The sequence below is a fragment of the Burkholderia sp. 22PA0106 genome, assembly GCF_047497155.1.
Lineage (GTDB): Bacteria > Pseudomonadota > Gammaproteobacteria > Burkholderiales > Burkholderiaceae > Burkholderia.
On record NZ_CP163163.1, the window covers coordinates 1,865,987 to 1,881,785 of the forward strand.

General features: G+C 66.8%; 10 protein-coding genes. 3 read left to right on the top strand and 7 right to left on the bottom strand.

Translation table 11 applies throughout. The annotated features are described in order from the left end of the window. Window positions 1-11: 11 nt before the first annotated feature. Complete coding sequence (locus tag AB4850_RS22970) at window positions 12-2,954, bottom strand: HD domain-containing phosphohydrolase (RefSeq protein WP_414445276.1); 2,943 nt, start codon at window positions 2,952-2,954, stop codon at window positions 12-14. A gap of 463 nt (window positions 2,955-3,417) precedes the next feature. Here AB4850_RS22970 and AB4850_RS22975 point away from each other — a divergent pair, with 463 nt between their 5' ends. Continuing rightward, complete coding sequence (locus AB4850_RS22975; protein WP_414445277.1) at window positions 3,418-5,028, top strand: FAD-dependent monooxygenase; 1,611 nt, start codon at window positions 3,418-3,420, stop codon at window positions 5,026-5,028. A gap of 16 nt (window positions 5,029-5,044) precedes the next feature. Here the strand turns inward: AB4850_RS22975 and AB4850_RS22980 are convergent, their stop codons facing one another. The 6 genes from AB4850_RS22980 to AB4850_RS23005 all read right to left on the bottom strand — a co-directional run bounded on the left by AB4850_RS22980 (window position 5,045) and on the right by AB4850_RS23005 (window position 12,612). After that, entirely contained in the window at window positions 5,045-6,706 is a 1,662-nt protein-coding gene (locus tag AB4850_RS22980; RefSeq protein WP_414445278.1) for an FAD-dependent monooxygenase, read from the bottom strand. Continuing rightward, a complete protein-coding gene (locus AB4850_RS22985) occupies window positions 6,703-7,719 on the bottom strand; it encodes a methyltransferase (protein ID WP_414445279.1) in 1,017 nt (338 codons plus the stop codon). Before AB4850_RS22985 ends, AB4850_RS22980 begins: the two co-directional genes overlap by 4 nt. Continuing rightward, window positions 7,716-9,149 carry an NAD(P)/FAD-dependent oxidoreductase gene (locus AB4850_RS22990; protein WP_414445280.1) on the bottom strand — a complete coding sequence of 478 codons (1,434 nt, stop codon included), beginning with the start codon at window positions 9,147-9,149 and terminating at the stop codon, window positions 7,716-7,718. The genes AB4850_RS22985 and AB4850_RS22990 overlap by 4 nt, the downstream gene beginning before the upstream one ends. Window positions 9,150-9,163: 14 nt before the next feature. Further along, window positions 9,164-9,748 (bottom strand): LysE family translocator, encoded by a 585-nt coding sequence (locus tag AB4850_RS22995; protein ID WP_414445281.1) that lies wholly within the window; start codon window positions 9,746-9,748, stop codon window positions 9,164-9,166. A gap of 36 nt (window positions 9,749-9,784) precedes the next feature. Beyond that, window positions 9,785-11,221 carry an NAD(P)/FAD-dependent oxidoreductase gene (locus AB4850_RS23000; RefSeq protein WP_414445282.1) on the bottom strand — a complete coding sequence of 479 codons (1,437 nt, stop codon included), beginning with the start codon at window positions 11,219-11,221 and terminating at the stop codon, window positions 9,785-9,787. A gap of 623 nt (window positions 11,222-11,844) precedes the next feature. Continuing rightward, entirely contained in the window at window positions 11,845-12,612 is a 768-nt protein-coding gene (locus AB4850_RS23005) for a hypothetical protein (RefSeq protein ID WP_414445283.1), read from the bottom strand. A gap of 281 nt (window positions 12,613-12,893) precedes the next feature. Here AB4850_RS23005 and AB4850_RS23010 point away from each other — a divergent pair, with 281 nt between their 5' ends. Then, window positions 12,894-15,140: a TonB-dependent receptor gene (locus tag AB4850_RS23010; RefSeq protein ID WP_414445284.1), complete on the top strand. Its 2,247-nt coding sequence runs from the start codon at window positions 12,894-12,896 to the stop codon at window positions 15,138-15,140. Window positions 15,141-15,217: 77 nt separating this feature from the next. Further along, window positions 15,218-15,658, top strand: a complete 441-nt coding sequence (locus AB4850_RS23015) for an acetyltransferase (protein WP_414445285.1) — start codon at window positions 15,218-15,220, stop codon at window positions 15,656-15,658. The last annotated feature ends 141 nt before the right edge of the window (window positions 15,659-15,799 follow it).

A 15,799-nucleotide genomic window follows, 5' to 3' on the forward strand; every position in this document is an offset into this window, starting at 1 on the left:
ACGCCGCCGGCTCAGGCCGCCAAGCGCTCCGACGGCGCGAGGTAGCGCGCGATATCCACTTCGTCGATCTGCTCGGGCAGCATGAAGCGCCGCGCGTAATCGAGGTGCACGCCCGAGCGCAGGAACAGGCCGAACAGCTCGGCGTCGATATGCTGCGCTTCGCACATCGACGCCATGATCGCGATCGCCTCGGACAGCGTCTTGCCGCGCTTGTACGGCCGGTCGCCGGCCGTCAGCGCCTCGAAGATATCGGCGATCGCCATCATCCGCGCGAGCGGGCTCATCTCGTCGCCGCGCAGCCCCTTCGGGTAGCCGGTGCCGTCCATCTTCTCGTGATGGCCGCCGGCGATTTCGGGCACGTTGCGCATGTGGCGCGGAAACGGCAGTTGCGACAGCATCATGATGGTCTGCAACATGTGCTCGTTGATCTTGAAGCGCTCCTCCTCGGAGAGCGTGCCGCGCGACACCGAGAGGTTATAGAGCTCGCCGCGATTGAACAGCAGCTCGGGCACGTGCATCCGGAAGCCCCAGCGGTTGTCGGGCGAGCCGAACGGCGTGGCCGCACTCTCGCGCTCGATGCGGTGCTCGGCCTTGTCGGCCAGCAGCGGCTCGCGCACCGGCAGCGGCCCGCGCGGCGTGCGCGCCTGGCGCTTGCGCTCGTCCTCGGACACGCCGAGCCGGTCGTCGAGCGTGCGCCGCCAGGTGCGTCGGCCGATCCGTTCGAGCCGCTCGACGCGCGCCGGGTCCATGAACTCGCCGCCCTCGTTGCAGGCGGCCACGAACGCGAAATCGTCGTCGATCTCGCGCAGCAGCGCGTCGCGCGTGCTCGCGGCGCGCTCGCGATCCATGCCGGCCTCGACGGCCTTCAGGCAAGCGATTTCCGTCTCGCACTTGAGCACCTCGAAGCGCATGCGGATTTCGTGAATCCGGTCGTACAGCGTTTCGAGCTTGGTGGCCTTGTCGATCACGTATTCGGGCGTGGTGATCTTGCCGCAATCGTGCAACCAGGCCGCCACATGCAAGGCCTCCCACTGCTGCGCATCGAGATCGAAATCGCGCCACGGGCCTTCGTGCGTGCTGCACGCGGCCTGCGCGAGCATTTTGGTCAGCTCCGGCACGCGGTTGCAGTGGCCGCCCGTGTGCGGGCTTTTCGCGTCGATGGCCTTGGCGATCAACTGGATGAACGACTCGAACAGCGCGCGCTGCATCTTGATCAGCTCGCGCGTTTCGATCGCGCTGACGAACAGCCCGGTCAGCTCGGCGATGAACGACAACTGCATTTTTTCGAGCGGCTTCGAATGCAGCAGCACGAACGCGCCCACCAGCACGCCCTCGCGGTTCACGAGCGGCACCACGGCCGCATCGCCCGCGCCGAGCCGGAACTGCGAGAAGCCGGCCTGCAGGATGTCCGGGTTCGACAATTGCCCGGCGAGCGCGCGATTCTCGGCCAGCGCCGAGCGGATCAGCGCGGGCGCCGTGTCCACCGCGAGCGGCTTGAGCGTTTCGTTTACGGCCTCGCGCCGCGTGTCGCGCGCGGCGGCCGGTTGCAGCACCGTGCCGTCCTCGCTCGCCAGATAGAGCACGCCGGCATCGGCGTGCGCCTCGGCCAGCATTTCGGTCAGCAGCATCGGCATCAGCCGTTCGAAATCGGGCTCGGCGGCCACCGCCTGGATCGTGTCGAGAAAGCGCCGGATGGTGCGCTTCATCTCCTCCATGCGCGCGGCCAGCCGGTCGATCTCGCTGATATGCGTGGTGGCGATCTCGCCGCCCGGCGCCAGCTCGAAGCGGCGCACCGTGTCGGCCTGCGCGGCGAGCTTCTGCAGCGGGCGCGTGATGATCGCGCCGAACCACCATGTGACCGGCACCGACAGCGCCAGGATCGCCAGCGTGACGATGCCGACCATCAGCCGCCGCTCGTCGGCCTCGCGCAGCAAATCGCGCTGGCGGATCGCGGAGGTCAGGTAAAGCGGCGCGACGTCGTCGAACGCCAGCCGGCTCGCCGTCATGTGCCACGGCTCGTCCTGCGCCTCGACCACGCTGGCGTGCCAGCCCGCGCGGCCGACCTCGCGAATGCTCGCGGCCATGCGCGCCAGCACCGGCACCTGCGCCATTTCCTCGCGGCTCACGAGTCGATCGCCGTCGTCCGTCGCGCCGTGCACCGGCCCTGCCTGCCAGGTCGAGGCGATCAGTTGGCCGTCCGCGCCCACCAGCGCGAAGCTCAGGCCCGGCAGGCTGTTGCGCGCGACGAGCGTTTGCTGGAGCGTGTCGAGGTTGATGTCGCAGCCCACCACCGCGCGGCCGTCGGGCGCGGCGAACGCCAGCGTGGTGCCCACTTCGCGCACCGACGAGAACACATAGGGCGCGGTGCGGATCAAGCGCTTCTGCTCGATCGCCTGTTGATACCACGGGCGCATGCGCGGATCGAACGTGGCCGGATACTCGGCGCGCGTCACATCCGCGATCACATGCAGATCGGCGTCGAAATAGATGAAATGCCCGGCGGCGGGCTTGACCGAATGATCGATCGTCTGCAATGCGAAACGTGCCGCATCGGGCGCTTGCAGGCCGCGGCGTTGCACGTCGTTGCGAATCGCGCGAAACATGAAGAAATCGCCGTTCGCATAACCGATGTAAATGTCTTCCATGCCCGGCGACGCGAGCAGGATGGCGTGCAATGCACCGAGTACGGCCATTCGTTGCGCGGTGGAATGCGCGTGCACGATATGTCCGTAGGCCAGGGTTTTCACCGCGATCGACGCCGGCGTCAACATCCTCTGGATTTCATTCGCGGTCTCACGGCTCATGTCACGCACCAGATTCGCCGAGTGATCCTCGAGAATCCTGCGTGAATGATCGTAATCCACCGCGCTGATCAGGCCGCCGATCAGCAACACGACCACGGCAATGAACACCGAGACGTGCAGCCGAAAAGGCAGATGCCAGCGTCTGGCCATCAGCATCCCCGGTGCGTATTACTTCTTGTTGGCTGGTCTATTCAAGTCATTACCGGTTCTTTATCCGGCGTAAAAATCCCGGCCAATATACAGGCGACAGTATTGGCGTACAACCGCGCGAACATGACAAAAATCGGGTTTCAGCATGCGTTCGATAAAACCGGTTCGAACGCGGATTTTCAACACGCCGAAACATCAATTTTTCATAATGCCGTGAGTCGAAAAAAACGTGCCCCCATCACGCCGCCATTGCACAGCGCGCGCCGCAATGCTATAAAGCGGCGTCGGAAAAGGCAGACTTGGTCTGGTAAGCCCAAGTCCTTTCGGTAACGAAAGCTCTGGTCTTTGGCCTCGTGCCGGGATCCCCGCGACGAACCCGGCGCCGCCCAGGCGCTCACCGGTTCGTCCGCGCGGCGTCCTGGCTCAGGAACGCTCCGGTCGAACCTCGACAACGGAGCTTTCCATGCACCACCCTTCCCTTTCGCTTTACGACGTCGTCATCGCTGGCGCCGGCCCGGTCGGCCTGTTCCTGGCCGGCGAACTGCGCCTGCATGGCTGTTCGGTGCTCGTGCTCGAACAGGCCGATGCGCCTGATTCACTCAGTTCACCTGATTCACCGCTCAAGCGGCTGCCGTTCGGCATGCGCGGCCTGAACGCGCCCACGCTCGACGCGTTCCACCGCCGCGGCCTGCTCGACGCGATCGTCGCCGCGCAGCAGGCAGGCGACGCGGCGAACCGCGCCAAGGCGTCCGCGCATTGGCAACGGCCGGGCAACGCGGCGCACCGCCCCGGCGGCCATTTCGCGGGGATTGCGTTCCATCTCGACGAGATCGATGCGTCGGCCTGGCCGTATCACCTGCCCGGCCCGGCCGGCTATACGCTGGCAATCGAACTGGCGGCGCTCGAAGCCGTGCTGGCGCGCCACGCGAGCACGCTGGGCGCCGCGCTCCGATACGGTTGCCGCGTCGACGGCCTGCACGACGATGGCGACACCGTGACCGTTCACACCACCGGCGGCGAGACGTTCCGCGCGCGCTGGCTGGTGGGCTGCGACGGCGGGCGCAGCACGATCCGCAAGGCGGCCGGCTTCGATTTCATCGGCACCGATCCCGAGTTCACCGGCTATTCGGTCGAGGTGGAACTGGCCGGCTCGGCCGCGTTCGCCGCGCTACGCCCCGGCCGACACGCCACGCCCGATGGTATGTACACCTATGCACCGCCGGGCACGATCACGATGGTCGATTTCGACGGCGGCGCATGCCAGCGTCTCCAGCCGATCACCGCCGACCATGTGCAGGCCGTGTTGCGGCGCGTGACCGGCCTCGATCTCACGGTCGAGCGGCTGCATCTGGCCGCTACCTGGACCGACCGCGCCCGCCAGGCCGGCGCATATCGCCAAGGCCGCGTGCTGCTGGCGGGCGACGCCGCGCATATCCACTCGCCACTCGGTGGCCAGGGCCTCAATCTCGGCATCGGCGACGCGATGAACCTCGGCTGGAAGCTGGCCGCCACGCTGCGCGGCGACGCGCCGGCCGGGCTGCTCGACAGCTACGCGAGCGAGCGGCACCCGGTTGGCGCACGCGTGCTCGACTGGTCGCGTGCGCAGGTTGCGTTGATGCGGCCCACGGTCGGCTCGCGCGCGCTGGCCGACGTGATCCGCGATCTGGCCGCCACGCGCGACGGCGCGACGTATTTCGCCGAACGCGTGTGGGGCGTCGCGCTGCGCTACGAGCTTGGTGGCGCGCATCCGCTAATCGGCTGCAGCCTGCCCGATTTCGCGTTGCACGACGGGACGCGAGCCGGCAGCCTGTTGCGCGACGGGTGTGGCTTGTTTCTGGAATTTGCGGCGCGCGCCACGGATGCGGACCCGGCGCGCGCCGCGCTGTTGGCGGGCTGGCGATCGCGCGTGCGCCATCTCGTCAGCGATGCGAACGATCGGCTCGGGTTGCGCGCCGTGCTGGTGCGGCCCGATGGGTTCGTGGCGTGGGCGACGGACGCTGCTGAAGCTGAAGGCGCGTTGGAGGAGACGCTTCGACGCTGGTTCGGTGAAGCGCGGGATGCGACGGCCGGTTAGCCGCCGCATCCCTTGCTCAAGCCGCCGCGAATCCGGTCAGCCGCCGCCATATCGCCTCCGCGCCATCCGCATCGACATCGCGGTTGCCGCGCCAGGCGATCACGCGATCGGGGCGGATCAGCACCAGCTTGCCACCATAGAGCGCTTGCGCCGGTGCGTTCGACACGTCCACTACGTCGAGCCGCACCGCACGGCGCACCGCCGCGCGCACGATCTCGCCCGCCTCCGCGCCATCGAAGCGCAGCAACGTGAAGCCCATGCCGAACCGGTCGTAGATCGAACTGCCCATCCCGCGCCCCGCATCGACCCAGAAATGCGGCGCGCGGCCGCCCGGCACGCCCGAGGGTTCGTAGTGCTGATAATCGTCGGCGGGCGGTGCGGCGTCGCCGATCACGATCGGCGAGCCGTCGACGCGCGCCCCGAGATGCACGCCCATCGAATCGAACTGATCGGCGAAGCCGGCCAGCATGGCCCCGAGCTGCGCGCGTTGCGCCGCGCCGGCGGGTGAATCGTGCTCGATGTCGGCGGACGTCTGCACGGCGCCCACCCGGCGCGACAACTCGCGCGCCGCGGCCACATTGCGTTTCGCGACCGGCAAGCGTTCGAGCGCGTAGCTGTCGAGCAAGGCCGGGCCGCCCCATCCTTGCAGCGTCGCGGCCAGTTTCCACGCCAGGTTGGCCACGTCCTCGATGCCGGTGTTCATGCCGAAACCGCCGGTCGGCGTGAAGACGTGCGCGGCGTCGCCCGCCAGGAACACGCGCCGGTCGTGCAGGCGCTCGGCCACCAGCGCCGCGCCGGCCCGCCACGCGCGGGTATGCACGACCTCGACCGGCACGGCCTCGCTGCCGCCGATGCAGCGATGGATCGTCTCGACGATCTGCCGGGCATCGGCGGGCGCGTCGCCGGGCGGCGCCTGCGTGAACATCAGGAATTCGCCCTGACCGTCCAGCGCGATCAAGGTTGCGCGCGCATCGGGATTGCTGATCCAGTACTGGAACGCCCGGCGCTCGCGCAGACAGCCCGCATACAAGGCCGGCGCACGGAAATAGGTGGCCAGCATCCGGCCGCCGAAATACTGGCCGCCGATGCCGTCCGGGCCCTCCAGCGCGATGCCGAGTTCATCGCGCACCATGCTGCGCGCGCCGTCGCAACCGATCAGGTAATCGCACTCGAACGTCGATGCGCCGAGCGCGGCGTGATTGGCGCGCAGCGTCACGCCGCCCGCGTCCTGCCGGAACGTCTCGACATGCCAGCCGGGCCGGTAGTCGATGCCGGTTTGCGTGCGGATGTGCTCGGCCAGATGCGCCTCCACCTGCATCTGGTTCGCGCGCAACACCGGTTCGGGCACCTGATCGAGCGGGCCGCTGTCGGCCACCGCCTGCCGCTTGTCGCGCTCGGACGGCATCGCGAGCCGCGCCAGCTCGAAACCGGCGAGCCGCGTCAGGTAGCGTACGTCGGTCGGATGCGCGTCGGGCAGGCCGAGCCGCCGAATGCCGGCGGCCAGCCCGAGCTGCCGATACAGCTCCATGGTGCGGGCGTTGTGGGTGCTGCCGCGCGGGCCGTTGCGCGTGGCGGCCTCGGTATCGAACAGCGTGACGGCGATGCCGTGACGATCGAGCAGCAGCGCGGCCACCATGCCCACCGGCCCCGCGCCGACGATGGCGACAGGTGCGTTCATGCGTGGCCAGCCTCCATGATGAGCATCGCGGTGGCCGGCATCGGCGTGACCTTGCGCAGCGCCAGCCCGGCGGCGGCAAACAAGGCCTCGTATTCGGCCAGCGTGCGCTCGCGGCCCGGCGTCAGCATCAGCATCGTCAGATCCATCAGGGATGCGAACGAACCGGCCGCCGCCGCATCGCCGGCATCGGGCAGCGCCAGTTCGATCACGGCGACGCGGCCGCCCGCAACCAGCCCGTCGCGGCAGTTGCGCAGGATTCGCGCGCACGACGCATCGTCCCAGTCGTGCAGGATATGCTTGAGCAGATACAGATCGGCGTCGGGCAGCGGCGCGAAGAAATCGCCGGCCACCGCCCGCAAGCGCGTGCCTAGCCCCTGCATGTCGGCGGCCGCGCGCGCATCGTCCACCACGTGCGGCAGATCGAGCACGACGCCTTCGAGCGCCGGGTTGGCCGCCATCAGCGCGCGCACCAGCGTGCCCGACGCGCCGCCGAGGTCCACCGCCACGCGGGTGCCGGCGGTATCGACGAGCCGAGCCGCATCGGCCGCCACGAGGTTCGTCAAGGCGCTCATGCCGGCCGAGAACACCGCGGCCTCGTCGGGCTCCGTGCTGTAGTGATCCCACAGCTCGCCGCCCAGCGTCACCGCCGTTTGCCGCGCGCCGGACCGCACCGCATCGACGGCGCGCCCCCACGGCAGCCAATGCCCCGGCATCGCCACCGCCATCGCGTAGGCGCGCAGCGAGCCGGGGCCGCTCGCGCGCAATGTGTCGAGCAGCGGCGAGCCGGCATAGCGGCCCTCGGCATCGCACCGCACGAGGCCGAGGGCCGCGCCGGCCCTCAGCAGCCGCGTCAGGGCATCGGCGTCGGCGCCCAGGCGACGCGCCAGCTGGTCAGGTGGCAACGGCGCGGCGTCGAGCGCCTCGGCCACCGACAGTGCGGCGAACGCATGCACGACCTGCGTTTTCCATGCGCCCGTGATCAATTCGAGCATCTCGGCCGGGGCGTTCATCATGCGTCGCTCCGTGCGGCGCGACGCAGCCCGAGCGACGGCTGGGTCACGAGGCGGATGTCCTCCAGCGTGGTATCCGCGCCTTCGAGGCTGCGCCACGGCCCCCACGACACCGACACGTCCAGCGTATGCAGGTTGGTGGTGGGCACGCGCGCGGCCTTGGCATCCTGCTCGGCCTCGGCGGCGTCGAGCAGTTGCTGCGTCAGCGCGCGCGTATCGATGTCGTTGGCCTCGTGGATGTCGCTCAGGCCCGCGCTGATATCGGTGAAGTTGCGCACCGGCTCGTCGTGATGCGTGCTCGCATGCACCAGTTTCTGCGCACTCCAGAAATACTCGTCCTTGCCCTTGTACGACTGATACATGCGCGACACCAGCACCAGCATTCGCGTATAGGCGCGCCGGTAGATGTACTCGAAGAAGCGCCAGCCTTCGCCTTCGTCGATCTCCTGCTTCACGACGCTGTTGATGGCTGCCGCCGCGATCATGCCGCTGTACTGCGCCAGATGCACGCCGGTGGACAGCAGCGGATCGAGGAAGCAGGCCGCGTCGCCGACGATCATGTAGCCCGGCCCGCAGAATCGGTCCGACACGTACGAGTAATCCTGCTCGACCTTGACCGGCGCGACGCGCGCGGCCTGGGCCGTGACGCCGCGGATCGCCTTCGACTGGCTCAGACGGTCGAGATAGTAGGCTTCGAGCGAATCGAAGCCGGGCCGATCGCGCAGAAACGCGTTGCGGTGCGTGACCAGGCCCACGCTGTAGCGATCGTTGCCGAGCGGAATGTGCCACCACCAGCCATCGGGCGCGGACACCACGTTGATCGCGCCTTCCGGGCTGTCGGGCAGCAGCTCCGCCCCGGTCCAGTACGACCACACCGCCACGTTCTTGAAGATTTCGTGTTGCTGGCGCATGTCGAAATGCTGCTGCGACAGCACGCCGTGGCGGCCCGAGGCGTCGATCACGTAGTCGAAATCCACGCGCTGCGTCACCTCCTCGCCGCGCCGCATCCATTCGGCGGCCACCGCGCGCTCGCCGTCGAACACGATGCGCTTGACAGTCGCGCCCTCGATCACCTCCACGCCCTGCTGCTCGGCGTTGCGCAGCAGGATGTCGTCGTAGGTGGCGCGATCGACCTGCCATGACCAGGCATCCTGATCGACCAGCTTGCGCCAGTCGAGCACCCATTCGTCGTCGGCCCAGTGGATCAGCGCGCCGCGCTTGATCTGAAAGCCGTGCGCCTTGACCGCCTCGTAGGCGCCGGACAGCTTGAGCGTGGCCTGGCACGAGGCCAGCAGCGATTCGCCGATGTGATAGCGCGGAAACGTGTCGCGCTCCAGCAGCAGCACGTCGTGGCCTTCCTTGGCCAGCAGCGCCGCCGCGGTCGAGCCGCCGGGGCCGCCGCCGATCACCAATACCTGTACGCGTCGATTCATGATGAAACTCCTCGTTACTTCAATGCAGAGGCCATGAGCAGGACCCCAAACGATCCGAGCACCGCCGCCCCCGCGCGCGCGATCCACCGCTCGCGCCCGGTGCCGGCCGCGGCCTTGCCGAGCGCCGCGCCGAGCAGGATCCAGGCGATCGACAGCGGCGCCAGGATCGCGACGAAGCCGAGCAGATAGAACGCCACGCGCGGGCTGTCGAACGGGATCACGTTGATCGCGAACACCAGCGCCTTGGGGTTCAGCAGCGTGGCGACGAACACGCGGCGCGGCGTGATCGGCCTGTGCCCGATCCGCTCGGCCTGATCGCCGCGCCCGCTGCGAAACAGCGTCCAGGCGAGGTAAAACAGATAGGCCGACACGGCCACCCGCAACACCCGCGCGAACTGCGGCCACTGCGTCAGCACCGGCTTCAGCAACAGCCCGACCGCCAGGATCGCGATGCCGTAACCCAACGCCTCGGCCAACGCCAACGGCAAGGCGCGACGCAGGCCGAGGGTCGCGCCGCCGGTGGCCAGCAGCGTGTTGGTCGGCCCCGGCATGGCCAGGATGGTCATCACGGTCAAGGTGAAGAGAAGCGGTTGGATCACAGCCGGGGCTCCGTGCTCATGGATGGTTGGGCCGTCTCAGACGGCGGTGGGGGTGGTGATGCGGCGCAGCCCGAGCGACGGCGACGTGACCAGTTCGAGCCGGCTCACGCTGGCATCCTCGCCGCTGAGGCTGAACCAGTCGCCGAACAGCGGCTGCATGTCCAGCGCCGTGATGTCCGACGGCGCCGAGCCTTGCAGGCTGGTGTCCTGCATGGTCTTCGCTTCCTGCATCAGCACGTCGTTCAGGATGCGGGTATCCACGTTCGCGGCTTCGTCGATGTCGGTCAGGCCGGTGGTGATGGTCGTGAAATCGCGGATCGGCTCGACCTTGCGCGCCGATTCGTGCACCAGCTTCTGCGCGTTCCAGAAATAGTCGTCGGCGCCCTGATAGCGCTCGTACATGCGCGACACCAGCACCAGCATCCGCGTATAGGCGCGCCGATAGACATATTCGAAGAAGGCGCGGCCTTCGGCTTCCCGCACGTCACCTTTCGTTGTACTGATGATCGAGGCCGCGGCGATCATGCCGCTGTATTGAGCCAGATGCACACCGGTGGACAGCAGCGGATCGAGGAAGCAGGCGGCATCGCCCACCAGCAGGTAGCCCGGCCCGCAGAAGCGTTCCGCGACATACGAATAATCCTGCTCGACCTTGACCGGCGCCACGCGCGTGGCGTTGCGCGTCACGCCCTGGATGGCCGGCGATTGCGCGACGCGGGCCAGGTAGTAATCCTCCAGCGAGTCGAAGCCGCGCCGGTCCGCCACGAACTTGTTCTTGTGCGTGACCATGCCGATGCTGTAGCGGTCGTTGCCGAGCGGAATGTTCCACCACCAGCCATCGGGCGCGGACACCACGTTGATGCCGCCTTCCGGGCTGTCGGGCAGCAGTTCCGCGCCGCTCCAGTACGACCACATCGCCACGTTCTGAAACACCTCGTGTTGCTGGCGCATGTCGAAATGCTGCTGCGCGATCAGCCCGTGGCGGCCCGAGGCGTCGATCACGTAATCGAATTCGACACGCTGCGTGACGTCCTCGCCGCGTCGCATCCATTCGGCCGCCACAGCGCGCTCGCCGTCGAACACGATGCGCTTGACGCTCGCGCCTTCGATCACTTCCACGCCCTGCTTCTCGGCATTGCGCAGCAGGATGTCGTCGTAGGTGGCGCGATCGACCTGCCACGACCAGATGTCCGGATCGACGAGCTGCCGCCAGTCCAGCACCCACTTGTCGTCGCCCCAATACACCACGCCGCCGCGCTTGATCTGAAAGCCGTGCGCCTTGACCGCCTCGTACGCGCCCGACAATTTCAGCGTCGACTGGCACGACGCCAGCAACGATTCGCCGATGTGATAGCGCGGAAACGTATCGCGCTCCAGCAACAGCACCTCCAACCCGTCCTTGGCCAGAATGGCCGCCGCGGTGGCACCGCCCGGGCCGCCCCCGATCACCAGTACCGCAACTCGCTTGTGCATCGCATGACTCCTCTCAGAATGGACGACAGGGACACTGTTCGTTGCGTGCTCATGATCGAAGAGCGCCCGTGCCTGAAACACCGCACCGGTTCGTTCTCGCTACCCTCACAGAACAGCGCCACGCCGCCGCGTATTCCATCTTTTTTCAGATGAATGCCTAACAAAATGAGCGCGCGTGCGAAGGCCACTCGCCGTGCCTGCGATGTCGTAAAGGAAATGAATGCCGCGTGAGGTGGTGCGGAGAGCGCTGCTATACAGGCAGCAAGATCGTCCGCGTGGAGTCAGTTGGATCGCCTGGATCGTTCTGGAATGGCGGCGCCCCCATTCGTTGCGGGCGCAACCGGATTGCCATGCACGGTGCGCACCCTCGCGTTGGTCGGCATGAGCGTGGCCTGCCTGTTGTTTCCGGAAATGGTTGCGCCCGCCACGGTAACGGCTTCGCTTGATGAGGTATTGGAAAGCGCGCTTGTGTGCGTCGGCCGGATCGGCCTGCTGGCCGCGCTCCTGATGCCGACCTGTTCTGTGTCGCGCGAATCGGGGATGACGGGGTTCGTTCCGACGATCCGGTCGCGGCGGCTGGCCGCCGCAACGCCGGATCGCACTCACGCAGCGCTAACTGCGTTTCACAAGCACTTCAGCGCCACTTCCGGCCGAACGAACCGATACGACTCCGTAATCAGTTCGTCGACCTTCAGGCTTTCGCGCTGCCGACGCGCCGCTTCGCGCATCGTGTCGTCGATGTTGACGTTCAGCGCCTGCTGACGCGACGCGAAATCCGGGTCGCCTTCCTTGACCGGCACGCGCGAATTGGCCAGCTTGGCCGCCGCGTCGGTGGCCAGTTGCGGCCGGTCGAGCACGCGATGCACGTCGCGCTCGCTGCGGCGGTCGTTGCTGCGGATCGTGAAATCCGCCTGGTCGACGCGCCCGCTCGGGCTGTAGAACACCGCCGTCGCCAGCCCCTCCAGCGCGCAATCCTCCTCCTTGCGGCGATGCACGAGCTCGCGCGCCGGCCGCTCCGGCAGGGCCAGCCGCGTGATGCCGCGATCGTTGAGCGCGCCGAGAATCTCCTGGTGATCGTTCGGCACGCACACCTCGCGGCGCGCCGGCCAGAAATCGAAGTAGCCGTAGCCGCCCCACCATTCGCCCACATGGATCGCGAAAATCTCCGGGTAAATCTTGCGTTCCTCGCGCCGGCTCGGCTTGACGTCGTAGAAACACATGCAGGCCACCTGGATCAGGTGCGTCGCGCCCAGCGCGGCCAGCGGATCGTAGATCAGGATGCCGAAGCGGTCGTGCGGGTTCCAGTCGGGGAACACGTTCCACTGATTGGCCGGCTTGCCGGCGAACTCCACTTCGTAGAAATCGGAACTCAATGCGCTGATCACATGCATGGCCTTGCCCTTTCCTGTTTCGAGTGCTGTCGGGACCCATCACGCCCGGGGAAAAACGGTCCGGCGTAGTACAGCATGGCGCGCCGCGACGGCGCAAGGCGCGGCCGGCCGGCCCTGCCCCGCGCGTCGCTCCATGACAATCTTTTTGTCCGAATCCGTCGTTTTTTGATCGAATCCGTCGATTTTTGTGCAACGCGGCATGAGTCCCATTTACAATTGCAAACGATTCTCGTTATTGAAATGAATCTCATCTACCAACCTTGACCCGAGCCTCAAGCCTTATGCCGCACAGTGGAAACTCGCACACCCTGAGCAGTCGCACTGCCGCCGCCCGCGCCGCCGAAGCGCTGTTCGTCGCGCTGATGGGCGCCGCCGCGCTCCAGAGCGCGCAAGCCCAGACCGCCCCCGCCGCCCCCGCCGCCCCCGCCGCCCCTGCCGCATCCACCGCCCAGGCCGCTCCGGCCGCCGCAGATGCTGCGCAGCCGGTGACGGCCGCCCTGCCCGCCGTGTCGATCAAGGCCAAGGCCGAGCCGGGCGAACTGCCCGCGCCCTACGCGGGCGGTCAGCTCGCGCGCGGCGGCAGCGTCGGCGTGCTCGGCACGGCGAACGTCATGAACCAACCGTTCAGCACGACGAACTACACGGAAGAACTGATGCGCGACACGCAGGCGCGCACCATCGCCGACGTGGTCGTCAACAACGCCTCGGTGCGGGCCGAGCAAAGCTCGGGCGGCTTCGGCGACGTGTTCCAGATTCGCGGTTTCGACGTGCAGGCCACCGACGTGGCGCTGAACGGCCTGTACGGCATGGTGTCGGCCGCGCGCGTGCCGGTGAACATGCTGGAGCGCGTGGAAGTGCTCGAAGGCCCCGGCTCGCTGGCCTACGGCATGGGCCCGGGCGGCAGCGTGGGCGGCGCGATCAACATCGTCAGCAAGCGCGCCGACGACACCCCGCTCACGCGCCTGACCGCCCTTTACCAGACCAAGGGCCAGTTCGGCGTAGCCGCCGACATCGGCCGCCGCTTCGGCAGCGAAGGCCAGTTCGGCGTGCGCTTCAACGGCCAGATCAAGGACGGCCAGACCGGCATCGCGCACGGCAACCAGTTGCAGGGCGACAGCGCGATCGGCCTCGATTACCGCGGCAAGCAACTGCGGTGGTCGTTCGACGCCTACAACGTGTCCGAAAACACGGACGATCTGAGATCACAGATCGGCTTCGGCACCGCCACCGCGGTGCCGGCCGTGCCGTCGGCGTACAGCACCTTGTTCCCGGGCGCGCAATTGAAGCTGCGCGACACCGCGCTGATGACGCGCGCCGAGTACGATATCAACCAGTACGTGACCGTGTACGGCGCGGCGGGCGAGCACTATGGCACGTCGGCGCAGAACTTCCCGTATGCGTCGGGCCTGACCTCCAGCGGCGCGTTCGATGTGGTCAACGGTTATTACGACCAATACACGCGCACCAAGACCGTGGATGCCGGTTTCCGCTTCCACTTCAATACGTTCGGCGTGAAGCACACGCTGGTTGCCGGCGTCACGAGCCTGAATCAGGAAATCGGCTATTTCTACGCCTATGGCGTGAATTCGGTTTCGTCGAACCTCTACGACCCGGCGCCGCTGCCCTCCGTCGGCCTGCCGCGCGGCGACATGCAGCGCAGCAGCCAGACGCACCTGAACAGCCAGCAGGTGATCGACACGATGTCGTTCTTCAACGACCGCGTGCTGTTGACCGGCGGCTTCCGCCGCCAGACGGTTGGTCAGGATAACTACGATCCGACTTCGGGCGCGCTGCAAAGCACGATCGACCAGCAGGCCATCACGCCGCTGGCCGGCTTCGTGGTCAAGCCGCTGTCGAATATTTCGGTGTACGGCAATTTCACGTCCGGCCTGTCGGTCAGCAGCCCGGCGCCGGCCGGTTCCTCCAACGCGGGGCAAGGGTTCGCGCCGTACAAGTCGAACCAGTACGAAGCCGGCGTGAAGGCCGATTGGGGCCGCGTGATGACGCAGGCCGCGATCTTCCAGATCTCGCAGCCGAACGCCGTGACCGACCCGGTCAGCAATATCTACAGCTACAACGGCATGACCCGCGTGCGCGGCCTCGAACTGTCCGCCTACGGGCAGGTCACGCGCGACCTGCGCGTGATGGCGAGCGCGACGTTCTATGATCCGAAGGTGTCGGGCACTGCGGGTGGAACTCAGGACGGTAATGTGGCGGGCGGCGTGCCGAAGTTCGCGTTCAATTTGGCGGCTGATTACGATTTGCCGTGGGTGCCGGGCTTGAGCGTTAATGGCCGCATCATTCACACTGGTGCGCAGTATTACGATTCGAGCGACGCGCTGCGCTTGCCGGCGTGGACGCGTTACGACGTGGGCTTGCGGTATGCCACGCGCATTGCGTCGAAGGATGTGGTGCTGCGGGCGAATGTCGAGAATATTTTCGGCAGCCGGTATTGGATTCAGCAAGGGACGTATGTGACGAATGCGGCACCGCGGACGTTGTTGTTGTCGGCGCAGTTTGATTTTTGAGGGGTGCGGGGGCGCGATGCGCTCCCGTTGTCGGGATGAATCACTGCTCGAATATTCGTTCCGCTTACAATCGGTCGATGACGACCATTCGACATTCCCGCCCGGAAGAAGGCAAACGCGCGATCGAGATCTGGCGCCGCGCCGTGGATGCCACGCACGATTTTCTGTCCCAGGAAGATCGCCAGACGCTTGATGAGCTGGTTTGCGGCTTTCTCCCCACGGTTCCGCTCTGGTTTGCTTTGGACGCCGACGATTATCCATCGGCGTTCATGTTCATCGACAACGGGCATATGGAAGCATTGTTTGTCGATCCCGCTTATCGTGGGATGGGCATGGGAGCCGCCCTCGTTCGTCATGGACTTTCGCTGCATCCCGACATGACCACCGACGTCAACGAGCAAAACATCCAGGCCTTGGGGTTCTACGAAAAAATGGGCTTCACGCGCACCGGCCGCTCTCCGCTCGACGGGCAAGGGCGACCTTATCCGATCATTCACCTGGAATATACGGGCGTCTAATTGCCGTCGCCGAGCAAAGGCGACTTCAGCTCTGATAGACCGAGCCGCGTCTTTCGACCATTTCCGCCTCAACGTCGCAGCGGCCATATGCTGTGTCCGCCCCAAGCGATGATCGCTCATCGTCGAAACATCAACTCACCG